This is a genomic window from Agrobacterium sp. ST15.13.013, from assembly GCF_027956525.1.
Classification (GTDB): domain Bacteria; phylum Pseudomonadota; class Alphaproteobacteria; order Rhizobiales; family Rhizobiaceae; genus Agrobacterium; species Agrobacterium salinitolerans.
In genome coordinates this window covers 100,025-114,196 of sequence record NZ_JAQKGP010000019.1, presented here as the reverse complement: position 1 = coordinate 114,196, position 14,172 = coordinate 100,025, and the positions used below count along the sequence as shown (strand labels likewise).

General features: G+C 59.5%; 13 protein-coding genes. 3 read left to right on the top strand and 10 right to left on the bottom strand.

Annotation, left to right across the window (positions count from 1 at the left end; translation table 11 throughout):
* Positions 1–362 precede the first annotated feature (362 nt).
* Positions 363–1,685 (bottom strand): Wzy-type polysaccharide biosynthesis protein UppW, encoded by a 1,323-nt coding sequence (gene uppW / locus PL597_RS18930; protein WP_271365970.1) that lies wholly within the window; start codon positions 1,683–1,685, stop codon positions 363–365.
* Positions 1,686–1,813: 128 nt separating this feature from the next.
* Between uppW and PL597_RS18925 the strand changes: the two genes are divergently transcribed.
* Positions 1,814–1,996 (top strand): hypothetical protein, encoded by a 183-nt coding sequence (locus tag PL597_RS18925; RefSeq protein ID WP_271365969.1) that lies wholly within the window; start codon positions 1,814–1,816, stop codon positions 1,994–1,996.
* A 148-nt stretch (positions 1,997–2,144) separates the two neighbouring features.
* Positions 2,145–2,285, top strand: coding sequence for a hypothetical protein (locus tag PL597_RS18920; protein WP_103036226.1), 141 nt, complete (start codon positions 2,145–2,147; stop codon positions 2,283–2,285).
* A 231-nt stretch (positions 2,286–2,516) separates the two neighbouring features.
* Here PL597_RS18920 and PL597_RS18915 read toward each other — a convergent pair whose 3' ends face one another.
* The 7 genes from PL597_RS18915 to PL597_RS18885 form a co-directional block, all read right to left on the bottom strand.
* Positions 2,517–4,463 carry a methyl-accepting chemotaxis protein gene (locus PL597_RS18915; protein WP_271365968.1) on the bottom strand — a complete coding sequence of 649 codons (1,947 nt, stop codon included), beginning with the start codon at positions 4,461–4,463 and terminating at the stop codon, positions 2,517–2,519.
* 380 nt (positions 4,464–4,843) lie between these two features.
* A complete protein-coding gene (locus tag PL597_RS18910; protein ID WP_269834220.1) occupies positions 4,844–6,046 on the bottom strand; it encodes an MFS transporter in 1,203 nt (400 codons plus the stop codon).
* A 139-nt stretch (positions 6,047–6,185) separates the two neighbouring features.
* A complete protein-coding gene (locus tag PL597_RS18905) occupies positions 6,186–7,097 on the bottom strand; it encodes a homocysteine S-methyltransferase family protein (RefSeq protein WP_271365967.1) in 912 nt (303 codons plus the stop codon).
* 19 nt (positions 7,098–7,116) lie between these two features.
* A complete protein-coding gene (locus PL597_RS18900) occupies positions 7,117–7,806 on the bottom strand; it encodes an ABC transporter permease (RefSeq protein ID WP_142913663.1) in 690 nt (229 codons plus the stop codon).
* 11 nt (positions 7,807–7,817) lie between these two features.
* On the bottom strand, positions 7,818–8,540 hold the full coding sequence (locus PL597_RS18895) for an ABC transporter permease (RefSeq protein ID WP_269824465.1): 723 nt from the start codon (positions 8,538–8,540) through the stop codon (positions 7,818–7,820).
* A 12-nt stretch (positions 8,541–8,552) separates the two neighbouring features.
* Positions 8,553–9,329, bottom strand: a complete 777-nt coding sequence (locus PL597_RS18890) for a transporter substrate-binding domain-containing protein (protein WP_137410828.1) — start codon at positions 9,327–9,329, stop codon at positions 8,553–8,555.
* A gap of 42 nt (positions 9,330–9,371) precedes the next feature.
* Positions 9,372–10,151 carry an ABC transporter ATP-binding protein gene (locus PL597_RS18885; protein WP_271365966.1) on the bottom strand — a complete coding sequence of 260 codons (780 nt, stop codon included), beginning with the start codon at positions 10,149–10,151 and terminating at the stop codon, positions 9,372–9,374.
* A gap of 744 nt (positions 10,152–10,895) precedes the next feature.
* On the opposite strand from PL597_RS18885, the gene PL597_RS18880 reads away from it, so the two are divergent.
* Positions 10,896–11,966: a GNAT family N-acetyltransferase gene (locus PL597_RS18880; protein WP_165691104.1), complete on the top strand. Its 1,071-nt coding sequence runs from the start codon at positions 10,896–10,898 to the stop codon at positions 11,964–11,966.
* Between the two features lie 42 nt (positions 11,967–12,008).
* Here the strand turns inward: PL597_RS18880 and uppG are convergent, their stop codons facing one another.
* Complete coding sequence (gene uppG / locus PL597_RS18875) at positions 12,009–13,088, bottom strand: polysaccharide biosynthesis glycosyltransferase UppG (protein WP_269824543.1); 1,080 nt, start codon at positions 13,086–13,088, stop codon at positions 12,009–12,011.
* A gap of 2 nt (positions 13,089–13,090) precedes the next feature.
* Positions 13,091–14,158, bottom strand: a complete 1,068-nt coding sequence (gene uppI / locus PL597_RS18870; protein ID WP_142913658.1) for a polysaccharide biosynthesis UDP-hexose transferase UppI — start codon at positions 14,156–14,158, stop codon at positions 13,091–13,093.
* Positions 14,159–14,172: the final 14 nt, after the last annotated feature.

Genomic DNA, 14,172 nt, shown 5'->3' with positions numbered 1-14,172 from the left:
TAACCGAAGTCTCTCTCCACGGCATCAACACCTCCCGCAAAGCGAAAAGTGTTACCCATGTCTCCGGTACAAAACGTCACCTATCTCTCAAGTCGGACATCTACTATTTATTGATTTTCGAGCAACCAAGCATGAAGCCTTGAGCAGCTTGCTCTTCGATACGCTTGGAAGCGAACGTTTCTGAGGCCATGGCACAAGCAATTTCAGACATCCTCATATGGCTTCAGGCAACATCGCTGATCGCACATTCACTGTGCGAGCTAGCGCTCGACACAGCCGATGGGTCGCATCTGCCCGAAGCCCGCCGTGCTCCAGGCGACATTGAGAACATTCTTCACTTTTGTGGAGATCAAGCTTTTTAATTACATAATCGCATCGCTCCCGGTCAGGGCGGGTTTCGCCTCCACCTCGTCTTCGGCAAGGCTGGCGTTTGCCTGCAGGTGCAGGCCCATGACCGCGACGAGGAGAAAAAACCAGACGAAGCCCGAACTGAGCAAGAACAGCGTTTCCAGAAAGCCGTAGAGCAGGACATAAAGCCAGACGCCGACATAAAGCCGCGTCAGGGGGCTATTGCGCGTGGCCTCATCCATTTTACCGAGATAGTGAAGCGGCAGCAGGAAAATCCACATTAGCACCAGCCCAAACCCCGGGACGCCGCCCGCAAGCAGCAGGTCGAAATAACCATTATGCGAATCCGGCGCGGTCGTCGCCCAGGTGTTGTTCTCGGTGAAACTCGACATCAGGGCGTCGCTGCGCCAGAAGGCCTGATAGCCGTATCCGAGTAGCGGGCTTTGACGGATGTAATCGATGGCGACGGTCCAGATATCCCGTCTGCCGGTAAAGCTGGCATCGAGCCCCAGCTTCGTCAGCATCTGCGAAAAGACGGGATCGACCGGGGTGCCGACGGTAACGAGCGCGAAAACCGCCAGAAACAAGGTGACGACAGGGTAGCGCCAACGGGGCCAGCGCAGGATGAACCAGCCTGTCGCAATGATGATAGGCATCAGGCCGAGCGCGGTCTTGCCGCCCGACTTCACCAGAAAGAGCAGCGACAGCAACAGCACCGACAACCCGCCGATGAACGACCAGCGCTTGCAGAGATAAATACCGACGATGATCAAAACCGCCATGACCGAGGCGGCCTCGTTCTTATGGCGGAAAACCCCGCGCCAGTCCCCTGCCAGCAATGGCTCCAGCGCATCGCTGGCCTGATGGATCGAGCGCGAGGGCAGCACGATGATTCCGAAATAGCACAGGAACAATATGATCAGGGTGCATGCGGCAAGCAGCGTGGTAAAATGCCGCTCGGTGCGCGGCAATTGCAGGAAGCCGCCGGCAAGCACACAGATGATGGCGCACATGGCAAGCCGCCGCAGCGAAAACGCCGGCGCCTCGCCCATCAGCGAGGTGAAAACAAACCAGCCGAAAACCGCCGCCATCAGCAGACGCGGTGAGAAGACGAGGGAAAACGAACGCTCCTTCGCCATGAACGCCAAGAAACTGAAAAGCAGAATGATCGCGGTAAGCTGGTTCAGCAGGTTGGACCCTGCCGCCATGGCGGATCCCTGATAGGTCGAAGAAAGCGAAATATAGGGCGAGAAGCCGACCGTGAAATAAAGGAACGTCACATAAAACAGTGTATTCCGCCAATATCCACGCGCCTGTTCTTCGTGCGCTGCAGCCATAAGGGGGGCTTCTCTGTCTTTTTCCATGCGTGCCACATCGTACCCGATGCTTCATTGCGGTACCATGAGTATCCCGCCAAAAACCTATTTTTTAGTTATTCCGAATTCACGGATGAATAGCAATTCCTGTGCACGGCCTCGCCTATCTGCCGCTCGATCAGGTTCGGCCGCATCTGGATGCAGGCCGATCGATGCAGGTGCCCGGCAAGTTTACGCCCGACCTGCCGGGCTATCACCTCTATTATCCCTGCCGACGGTATCCATCCGCCGCCTTCAGCCTGTTTGTCGAGACCCTGCGGTTTCGCGGGTAAGATTGAAGAGCTCTGGATGAAACGATCCGGCCCGGGCTGCGTCAAAAAGACCCTGCACGAGGGCATAAAATGGCGTTGTTGAAGCAGTGGTTTTAAGGTAGCCCTACCCTCGATAGATTGTGTCAAGTAACAGACTGGAAATACGAAAATGATGGATTGGGATTGGGTAGATTTGTTTCCCTTGGTCTTCTTTCCTTTCAAGATTCTCGTGCTGGGCACGGGCATGTTCTTCGCCATCAAGTGGCATCACGATCAAGCAAAGAAAGAAAAGGACCCCAGCGGGCCGTGAGTGTCCGCCGGTCGGGTTCGGACTTCACCAATTGAATGTTTTCCCGCTTGAGCCGGCGCCGCCCCCCATGGCGCTGGTTGCGGATGCGGATGATCTGGCTGTCGCGAAAATATTGCGTTTCACACGGTGGACATCGATTTCGCCAGAACGGCTTTCCATTGCGCCGCATCGCCGTTGAACGCCGGCGGGGATGTCTCCCCGCCGAAACGCATGCTGGAAACGGACCGCCGCTCAGAACTCCCGCCAGTCGCCTTTTGTATCGACGGCGGCATTGCCCGAAAACGCAGAGGCGATCTTGCGACCCAGCGCGCGGACCGGGGATGCCACATATCTGTCGTTATCGCCTGCGCTGCGAACCGGCGCAGGCTGGTTTTTCGGCTGCTGGGTGCCGTCGGCGAGCCGAAACTGGGAGAGCAGCTGGTTGAGCGACGCCACTTCCTTGGCGAGGCTGTGGCTTGCGGCATTGGTTTCTTCCACCATGGCCGCATTTTTCTGCGTGTCCTGGTCCATCTGGTTGACGGCCGTATTGATCTGCTGCAGTCCGGAAGACTGCTCCTGCGCGGCCTCCACAATGGAGACGACGTGCCGGTTGATCTCCTGAACTTCCGAAACGATCGTTGCCAGCGCCTTGCCGGTGTCGCCCACCAGCTGCACGCCCTGCTGTACCTGGTCGTTCGAGGTGGTGATCAGCGCCTTGATCTCTTTGGCCGCGCTGGCGGAACGCTGCGCAAGCTCACGCACCTCCTGCGCAACGACGGCAAAACCCTTGCCGGCTTCACCGGCGCGGGCTGCTTCCACGCCCGCATTCAGCGCGAGCAAATTGGTCTGGAAGGCGATTTCGTCGATCACGCCGATGATGTTGCTGATCTCATTGGCGGATTTGGCGATCTGCTCCATGGCGACCACGGCGCGGCGCACCACCTCACCGGATTGTTCGGCGCCCGTCTTGGCGCGACTGACGATCAGGCCCGCCTCCTGCGCGCGCTTGGTGGAATCCCTGACCGTCGTGGTGATTTCTTCCAGAGCGGCGGCGGTTTCCTCCACAGCCGCGGCCTGCTGCTCGGTGCGCTTGGCCAGATCGTCGGCAGCAGACTTGATCTCGTCCGCACCCGCGCCGATGCCGCTGGCGTTCTGAGCCACCTTGGTCAGCGCCGCCTGCAGCTTTTCAGCGGACATGTTGAAATCGTTACGAACGGCGTCGAGCGTCGCGGTGAACGGCTGGCCGATGCGATAGGAAACATCGCCTTCCGAAAGCTTCGAGAGGCCGGCTGCAAGATTGTCGACGGCGAATTTGACGTCGGCGGCTTCCCTTGCCTTCTGCTGTTCTCGCTCGATACGGTCTTTCTCCGAGAGGGTGCGGTTGGCATCTGTTTCCTGTTCGAGACGAATGCGCTCAATAGCGTTTTCCCGGAAGACCTGCACGGCTTTCGCCATCTGGCCCACCTCATCCCGACGCGCCATGCCATCGATCTCCGTGGCCGTCTCGCCGCCGGCAAGCGATACCATGCGCTCGCGCAGACGGGCGATCGGGGTGGTGATGCCACGGGACGCCACGAACAGCGCCAGAATGATACCGACCGCAAAAGCGATGCCGACAATCACCAGCGAGGCCATGATGGTCGAATTGGTCTGATCCGTCAGTTGGGTGCTTCCCTTGACGACACCCTTGGCAAGCTTGTCCAAGAGGGCGGCGATATCACTTCCGACCGAGCGGATTGCAACGTCGGCCTTTAGCAGTTCCGCAGCGGATTCTTGGTTGCTGTTGGCAGAGCCAAGTTCCACAGCCTTATCGGTAATTGCAATAATGCCCTGAACCTGCCCCAACAACCTGTCCACCGTCGCGGCCTCTTCCGGGAAAATGGCTTTGACATTGTTCAGGCGCGATATCAAATCTCCCTTGTCTCTCTGATATTCCCGCATGACGATCTTGAAGTCGGGAGCCTTCGCATCGTAGGCCATGACCTGATAGGCGCCATAGGCCATCGCCTCCAGATTGCGATTTGCGCGGGAAAGCTCCACCAGCGCGGCACTGTCAGTAGCGATAAAGAAAGAATAAGCCGTGTCCGCTTGCTTGTAATGGGTGGACATGTAAGCCGTGGCGCCAAGGCCGACGATGCAGAGCGGGAGAATGAGTGACAGGATTTTGGTGCGAATACTGGCGTTTTGAAGAAAAGACACGGAAAGCCTCACGTCATTAAAAACCGCTCCTTCCCCGTGCCGGAGGTGTTCGGCAAGACTGACATTGCACGTCAAGCGCCCCGATCATCGAGGCTTCGCTAGCCGCATCATAGGCTCTGGTCGCATCTGCATCATGCATGCGCCGCAGAAAGCAGCCCGTCCCCTCAAATGCGGGGAGGCCGCTTCCCGCGTTGGCGCGGCGACCCGCCAGCAGGCGGAAACGCCGGACCTAATTTCCGGGAAAAAGCGAAAGCATGCGAGCTTTCAGCCGTCGCCATCGATTTATTTTACAGTAAAATGATTATAATCAAAAACTTTACAATTCCTTCATGCCGTGGCGGGCAAAACCCGCGTGTTTTTTGCCCGTCGAAGACCGGTCGTCAGTCGCCCGGCGTGAAGGGTCGCGCCCTTCGCATGAGCGTCCACCGTTGCAAAATGGCGGCCATGACGGCAAGTCCTGCCATGGCGGCGAATATCGAGGCGATGTCGCGATAGGCGGCGGCAAAGCCGAAGCGGGCAATCCATGGCTGGCTTGCCAGCGGCGAGATGAAATGCCCGAGAAACATCGAGGCGGTGACGATGCCGGCGATACGCCCGCGCAGTCTGAGCGGTGCCAGCAAGATGGTGGTGGACATGATGCCCGGCATCACCAGGCCGAGGCCAAACCCCACCACCGCAAGCGATGACAGCAAGGCAACCAGCCCTTCGGCCCTGGCAAGCAGCGCAAAACCCGCCGCCATCGACACCAGCCCGACGGCAATGATGGCGGTGACGGTGACCCTTGCCCGCAATCGTCCGAAATTGAGCGCCGCCAGCGCCCCTGCCAAATTGAAAATGCCGATGGCGTATCCCGCAATGCTACCGGAAAACACCCCAAGCTCCCGCAGGAAAAACGGCAGCTGCGAGGGAATGGTGTAGAACAAGGCATTGACGAGAAACACCGCCAGCGCCAGCACGCCCACCAGCAGCCAGTTGACCGCAAAATCCCGTTCGCCTCCGGCCTTGACAGCGCCATCGTTCCTCACCGGCTCCGTCAGAAAGAACAGGGCTGCCGGCAGAATGAGCAGGGCGACGGCATAGACCGCGAAGGGCGCGCGCCAATGCAGATCCGCCAGCAAACCGCCCGCCACCACAAAAACCACACCGCCGATCTGAGTAAAGGCCTGTTGCAGGCCGAGATAGCGCTCCCGCGCCGAACCTTCGAAATAATCGCCCACCAGCGCCGTGCCGATCGTCATGATGGCGCCGATCGCCAGCCCCAGAAAAGCGCGCCCGACGAGCAGGCCGACAAGACTTTCGGAAAAAAGGCCGGACATGCCGGAAAAGCTGTAAAGCAGGATCGCGCCGAGCAGCAGTCGCTTGCGGCCGAAGCGATCCGCCAACACGCCGGCGACCGGTGCACAGAGCGCCACGAACACCGATGGCAATGTCAGCACCATGCGGCTCATGATCTCAACATCAGGCGTCGACAGGAAGCTCTGTTCGATGGCGGGCAACGAGGGCGCGACCGTGGTTCCGGCCATGATGGTGAGTGTGGCAACGAATAGCAGCGTGAGCTTCAACGCCTTGGAATTCTCGATCATGGAACGTCCTTATTATAGTGTTCCATGCACTGATAATTCCTCAACTATGGTTGAGGTCAATAGCCGCAGACAAAAAAGCGGCCGGCCTTTCAGCCCGCCGCATTCATTCCCGATAGTGCGTTAAAAGCCGCCGACCGCGTCAGGCGGCCGCGCGCCGCAGCGCTGTCGCAACCTTGTGGATATGCGCCGCACCAATGCCGCAGCAGCCGCCGATCATGGTCGCGCCCGCATCCGCCCAGGAGCAGGCAAAACGGGAATAGACATCGTCTGTCAGGTCGGCACGGGTGCCATGCAGGCCTTCATTGGCAGCGGAATCGCCCTGTTCGCCCTCGAAAGCATTGGCATAAACGCCGATCTCGAGCGAAGCACCCTTGTCCGCAAAGACGGCGGAGGCGGTTTCGACGGCGGCCTTCATGACCTCGGGCTTGCTGCAATTGAACAGCAGCGCGGCGGCGCCCGATTGCGCCGCCCATTCGGCGGCCGCCTTGACCGTTTCGCCGGAGCGAAGCGCAGGCTCCCCGCCGACCGCAGCCGCGTCGTCGTTAAGCGTGAAGGAAATCCAGAACGGTTTGCCGGTCGCGGCAACGGCTTGCCGCACCGCCTCGCCCTCGGCGATCAGGCTGAGCGTCTCACCGAGCCAGGCATCGACATGAGGCGCGAGATTGTCGACCAGCACCTTGAGATAGTCCTGCACCCGGCCCGCATCGAAATTCTGCGGCTCATAGGAGCCGAAGATCGGCGGCAGCGAACCGGCAACCAGCACCTTGCGACCGGAAGCATCCGCCGCCTCGCGGGCCAGCTTGCCAGAAAGGGCGATCAGCGATGCACCATCCTTCTGGAAACGCTCTTCGCCGATGTGGAAGGGCACCAGCGCATAGGAATTGGTGGTGACGACATCGGCACCGGCCTCGATGAACTCCGCATGCACCTGCCGCACGATATCGGGGGAATTGATCAGCGCCAGCGCCGACCATTCCGGCTGTTTCAGCTCAGCGCCCAGCCGCTGCAATTCGCGGCTCATGCCGCCGTCGAGAATACGGATAGTGCCCATGGTGATACTCCTTGAATGTTTACCGCCGGACCGGCACCTGCCGTTCGACAAGGCCGAAACAGCGGGCGATGATGGCGGTGAGAATGAGATAAAAGACGGTGACGACGATCAGCGGCTCATAGACCAGAAGCGTATCCTGCCGCACCTTGTAGGCGACGGCGTAAAGGTCCATGACCGTCACGGTGAAAGCAAGCGGCGTGGCTTTCAACTGCATCACCACCTCGCCAGCGATGGTCGGCAGCGCGATGCGGATCGCGCGCGGCAGCCAGATGCGTCGAATGAGGGTGAAGCGGCCCATGCCGAAAGCCCTGCCCGCCTCCAGCTCGCCCTTCGGCACCGCCAGCAGCGCGCCGCGCAGCACCTCCGCCTCATAGGCCGCATAATTCAGCGTGAAGCTGACGGCCGCGAAGAAGAACCCTTCGCGCAGCACCGGCCACATAAAACTTTGCCGGAGGCCTGGGACCATCGGCAGAAGCGAGCCGACGCCGTAATAAAGCAGCCAGAGCTGGATGAGCAGCGGCGTTCCGCGAAAGAAGGTGCAATAGCCCCGCGCCAGAATTTTCGTCACCCGCCCGCCGCTGACCTGCGCAAAGGCAAGCCCGATGGCGAGCACGAAGCCGATGCTGACGGAGATGACGAGCAGCGCCAGCGTCTGCCATGCGCCGGATAAAAGCAGCGGCCAATATTTGGCGACCCAGGAAAAATCCATGCCGTTCCCCCTTACGCCAAAGCCGGCTGGCCGCGCCGCACCCGGCGTTCCAGCAGTGAAAAGACGAGGTTGGAGACGAGCGTGATGGCGAGATAGAGAAATGCCGCCGCGAGGAAGAACAGGAAATATTGCTTGGTGCTGGCGCCTGCCAACCGCGTCGCGAGCGCCAGTTCCTGGTAACCGACAACAGCCACCAGCGCGCTGTCCTTCGTCACCGCAAGCCAGAGATTGGCGAGCCCTGGCAGTGCATTCGGCAACAGTGCCGGCAGGATAACCCGGCGGAACCGAAGCGCCGGCGACATGCCGAAGGCGCGCGCCGCCTCGATCTGCCCGTTCGGAATGGCAAGGATCGCGCCGCGCAGCACCTCGGTCATATAGGCGCCCTGCACGAAACCCAGAACTGCAACGGCGGCAACGAAACCGTTGACCTCCAGCGGCGGCATGCCGGCGAGCAACAGCAGCCGGTTGAGACCGTCCGTCCCGGCATAATAGAGCCCGACAATGAGGATCAGTTCGGGAACGGCGCGGATGGCCGTGGTGTAGAGATTGAGCAGCAGGCCGAGCGGCCTGTTGCCCGAAAGCTTGCCGAGTGCGCCGGCAAGCCCGATGATAATGCCGATGAGGTAAGCACCGGCGGAAATGGCAAGCGTCGACGCCGCACCCTTCAAAAGGGTGCCGCCCCATCCCGGAGGATAGGGTGACAGCAACTGCAACGTGGTTTCAAGGCTTGCCATCGATGTGACCGATCAGGGCTTGCTGCCGTAAATATCGAAGCTGAAATACTTCTTGGTGATTTCGTCATATTTCCCGCTGGCGCGGACGGCGGCGAGAGCGGCGTTCAGCTTGGTCTTCAGTTCCGTATCGTCCTTGCGCAGGCCGCCGGAAACGCCAAGACCAAGGATTTGCTTGTCGTCGGCCACATTGCCCATGTCGGCGCAGCAATCCTTGCCGGCATCGCTCTTCACGAAGGCATCGAGAACCAGCGAGTCACCGAACACATAGTCGATACGGCCGGCGGCCAGATCCTGAAACGCCTCGTCCAGCGTCTGGTAGGTCTTTTCGTCAGCGACATCAGCGAAATATTTCTTGTAATATTCAGACTGGATGGTCGCGACCTGAATGCCGATGGTCTTGCCCTTGACGTCCTCGGCCGTCGCACCCGCCTTTTCACCCTTGGCGCCGATCAGCTTGCTCGGTGTGTTGTAATATTTGTCGGTGAAATCGATCACCTTCTGGCGCTCTTCCGTGTTGGACATGGACGACCAGATGACGTCGAACTTCTTGGTCTGCAGCGCCGGGATCAGGCCATCCCAGGATAGCTCGACGATCGAGCATTTTTCCTTCATTTCCGCGCAGACGGCGTCCATGAGATCGATTTCCCAGCCCTGCCACTTGCCGGTAGCGTCTTTGGCGAAGAAAGGCGGGTAGGATTCGTTCATGATACCGAAGCGGACATCGGCGCTGGCGGTGAAGGCGGAAAACGCAAATGCCGTTCCGGCAAGCAGCGTAGCGAAGAATTTCATTTAAAGTCTCTCCTGTTGAATACGAACTGTCAGGCAAAAGGGTCAATTGGCCAGCGCGCCGGTGAATTCACGACACCGGGCGCTTGTGGGGTTGCCGAACACCTGCGCCGGCGGTCCCGCTTCCTCCACCCTACCCTGATGCAGAAACATCACTTCCGAGGAAACATCCCGCGCAAAGCGCATTTCGTGGGTGACAAGCAGCATGGTGCGGCCTTCCTCGGCCAGATCGCGGATGACCTTCAGCACTTCGCCCACCAGTTCCGGGTCAAGCGCCGAGGTGGGTTCGTCGAACAGCATCACCGCCGGTTCCATGCAGAGCGCGCGCGCAATGGCGGCGCGCTGCTGCTGTCCGCCGGAAAGGAACGCCGGATAGGCGTTTTTCTTGTCATAAAGCCCGACCTTGTTCAGCAGAGCCTCGGCTTTTTCGACCGCCTCCTGCCGCCTGACGCCCAGAACGTGAACCGGCGCCTCGATGACATTTTCGAGAACGGTGCGATGGGCCCAGAGATTGAAATTCTGGAACACCATGCCAAGCCCGGTGCGCAGTTTTTCCACCTGCCGCCAGTTTTTCGGCACGGCCTTGCCGTCACGACCGGTTCTCGTGGCGATTTCCTCGCCATTGACGATGACCCGGCCGCGATCCGGCGTTTCGAGAAAGTTGATGCAGCGCAGGAAGGTGCTCTTGCCGGAACCGGACGAGCCGATGATCGATATGACATCGCCCTTGTGGGCTTTCAGTGAAACGCCCTTCAAAACTTCATGCGTGCCGAAGCTCTTGTGGATGTCATCCGCCTCGAGCGCACAGGCGCCTGTATCTGTCATCGATTGACCTTGCCGATCCGTTTTTAGTGCCGCCTCGCCAATAGCCAGGGTCTCGCGGTGCGACGTGCACAATAACAAAGACTTGAGCCGCGCATGTTTAGCGAAAATAGCCACAGACGCGCGCAACAATCGGCTCTTTTACATATTTGTAACGAAAAATCATTTCAAAATATCACCTTGGACGAACAACAGCGGAAACCTGTGCGTCTGGCGATGTCGGAGCGACGCCCGCTTCTGGGCCTGTCCGGTTCCCCTCCGTCTTTCTCCACAATGGCCGGCCCGCCAATGCGATTTTTGGGTTATCCGCGATGCACGAGGAGATAGCGCCGTGAACGCACGCTTTGCCCTCGGGAAATCAAAATCGGGAGACAAAAATCAAGACAGTCATTTCCAAAAGTTAAACTTCGGCACCCAAAAAAGCATCCGCAAAAAATGATCCACATTTCATCCACCGGTTGCTTATGTGAGTATATCTTGTTAACCTCGAATAGCGCAGGATTATAAATCCAACTTGTTGATATAAATGTGATTTATCTTCAATTCGATATTTCACACCCGAGCGTATCGCCGGTTTTATATCTATATTAATACATTAAAATATACGCTGCCTATGGTTGATTTCATCTATGCGCAAAAGCTTGGGGGCCGACGGTGGACGTTCCGATACACACCAAAATGGACGACGGCGATAGTGGTCAGTCGCCACAACGCCCGGTTCAGCCAGGTGTCTCCGGCGTTCGCCCCATGCGCAGGGATGACGTGCCCGCCGTCGAAGCCGTCCTCAACAGCGCTTTCAGGAAGACCGGGCAGGAGCGCAATTTCGACTTCCGCTCCTATATAGAAAAACTGTTTTTCGGCAGTCCCGCCTTCAGCCCGGAAAACGGCAGCGTTGTCTACGACGCCGGGGAAAACGGGGTCACCAGCGTCATTCTCGCCGTGCCCATGCGCTTCGTTGCGAATGGAAAAACGATTACCGCCCGGCTGCTTTGCGCCTTCGCATCGGACGGGAAACGCGGCGCGCTCGGCGCGGCGCGCCTGTCCCGCGGCATGCGGGCATCCAAACACGACATGTTGTTCTCGGATACGGCTTCTCCTGTCAGCGCCGATCACTGGGTGGCGACCGGCGGCGACATGCTGCCGATTGAAAGCCTGCAATGGCACAAGGCGCTCAAGCCCTTCTGCACCATAGCGTTGCGCATGCCGCGCCGCTCGAAACTGGCCAAAACCACGCTGGCGCTCGCCGCGCTTGGACTTGTGGATGGAATCCTGCGGCGGTGGAAAAAGGGTCTGAGGCCGCAGGAGGCCGCTGGTGCCAGGGTGAGAACCGTGGATTACGAAACCTTCCGACGCAGCGCGCTCGCGATGATCGAGCGTTTTTCCATCCGCCCGGAATGGTCTCACAAAGAGTTCCACTGGCTGATAGAGATGAGCAAGGCCAATGAAAGCCTCGGCGAACTGAAAAGCGTGATGATCGAGAATGCCGAAGGTCACGCCATGGGCGCCGCACTGTTTTTCGGCCAGCGGGGAAGAACGGCCTATGTGCTCAATCTCGTCTGCGATGCCGGCTGCGAAAACGATGTGCTCAACACCCTGTTCCGCCATTTCGATGATGAAAACTATGCCCATGTCACCGGCATGGCGCAGCCCTTTCTCATCAACGCGCTTTACCGCCAGAACCACATGAGCTTCCGCCACGACGGTTATTTCTGCATGGCGACGCGCGATGACGCGCTGAGGGAAAAGGCGCTGGGCGGCGACATCTATATTGGCGGGTTGTGCTCGGAAAGCTGGAGCAAACTCATCACCGACTATTGAGGTTCCTGCCCGGCCCCGGAGCGGAACACGGTCGCGACGCCCTCAAGCCTTGCGGAACCGCCCGACATTCGCCGAGATGAGATGGCGCAGCGCTTTCGCATAACGTTTGGAGCGCGTCTTGGCCGCCAGCGCGCTTCCCCAGTCCACCATCGACCCGTTGATATCGAAATCGCCGAGCTGGCCTTCGGGAATATCGCCCTTCTCGATGCGCTCGACGATGGAGGGTAGAGCCGCATAGAATTCCGGCGAACGATAGGGCGGATGCAGCGAATACATGCCCTTGCCCGTGCCGAGAAAATCGAGCCGGTGAACGCCGGTGCGCATCATGTTGGTGCTCAGCACTTCCTCGGCAGGCATGGAGACCGGCTGCTGGTTATAGGCATAGGAGCGGATACGCCGTTTGACATCGGGCCTGAGCAGTTCCAGCGAGCCGATCCTTTTCGCAAGACGGTCCATGTCGATCATGAACAGCCGGGTGGACACGGTGGCGAAACGCCAGGTGGGAATGCGCGACGGCAGCTTGCGCGGCGCAGGGATGTTCTTCACGCCGGGCATGCCGACATGGCGGGAAATATCCAGATCGCCGCGAACCGTCGGCGGCCCGGAAAAGGGCGTGATGCACAGCGCATCCGGATTGGCCTTCTGCAATGCAATCGCCTCACTGAACCAACTCTGGCTGCCGCCACCGAACATCATGTCGCTGTCCATGTGCATCACGTAACGGGCATTGGCGCGTTTCAGCCCGTAGAAATAGACATGGAAAGGCCCGCCATCGAAAGCCTTGGCGGGATAGGGGATGGGAGAGCGCGAAAAGAAGGTCTGCGTCACCGTATCACGCGCCGCATCGCTGTAATCGACGATATCCACAGAGAGATGCGGATAATTGGTCTGCATTTCCTCCAGCATGTCGAAGAGACGCTGGCGCGCCGCATCGAAACCATTGCCCTTGTACCGCCCCGCCCCCACCTGGCCCGTATCGACCGTCAGCAAAATGCGGTCCACCTGCCCGCCCCAGACCCTGAGCTGATGCGGCAGCGTCAGGGCCGCATGCGGGGCATCGAAGGGATGGAGGTTGATTTGCAGCGCCTTTTGCACGGGAGGAAGCGGCATTTCAGCATTCATAGTCATGCACCACGGTTGCGGAATTCATTGATGACGGCCATCATGGGTTTTTCGTTGAAACTCCAGTCGAGCGGCAGTGGTCGGTTGGCGGTACCGTCCCGGCGAGGATAGGCCCAGCGGATCCAGGTATATTGATCCGAGATGCCCCATGTGGTGATGGAGGAAAGCGCGCCGCCCGCCGAGGCGGCCTCCAGAAACTCGCGGACCTGACCGTTGATCAGCATATCCCGTTCGGCCTCAGGCGCGGGCAGCGTCTGGTCCATCACGTCAAGCTCCGTCACCAGGACGGCAAGACCGTAGCTGCGCATTTCCGTCGTGAAGGCGGCAAGCTCGTCCTTGGCGATCGGCCAGCCGCCGCGCAAATGCCCCTGCAGGCCAACGGCGTTGATCGGCGCGCCCTTTTCCAGCAGTTCGAGGATGAGATTGCGGAAAGCGGCGCGTTTGGCCGGCGATTTCTCGGCGGCAAATTCGACATCATATTCGTTGAGCACGAGCTGCGCCTTCGGATCGACCGCATGGGCGATCTCGAAAGCCTTCTTGATGGCGTCAGGACCCGCGCCATAATACCAGGCATCGCGCCGCGCCCGCACATTGCCCGGCACATCGGGGATCGGTTCGTTGACCACGTCCCAGCTGTGGATCACGTCCTTATACCGCTCCATTACGGTGACGATATGGGTTTCCATCAGCTTCTCGACCTTGGCGCCGCCAACACTGGCAAGCCAAGGCGCGTTGGAGGCATACCAGATCAGCGGATGGCCATGCATGGCTAGCTTGTGCTGGCGCGCGAAATTGGCGAGTGCATCGGCAGCGGCGAAATCGAAAACCTCCGCCGAAGGCCGCATCACCTCCCATTTCATTTCGGTGACGGGGGTGATGCGCGAGCAATATTTCACCACCGCCTCGCCGATGCGGCTATCGGCATTAAGGTCAGGCAGGTAGACGGCCGCGCCATAGGGGGCGGTTTTGATCGTGGCTTTCTTCTGCGCGGCAAAGGCCGGGCCGGCCACGGCATGCAGCAGGCCAGCGCTTGCCGCACCGCCTATAAAATTCCGCCGCCCGATCCGCATTCGCCCGCCTCCGC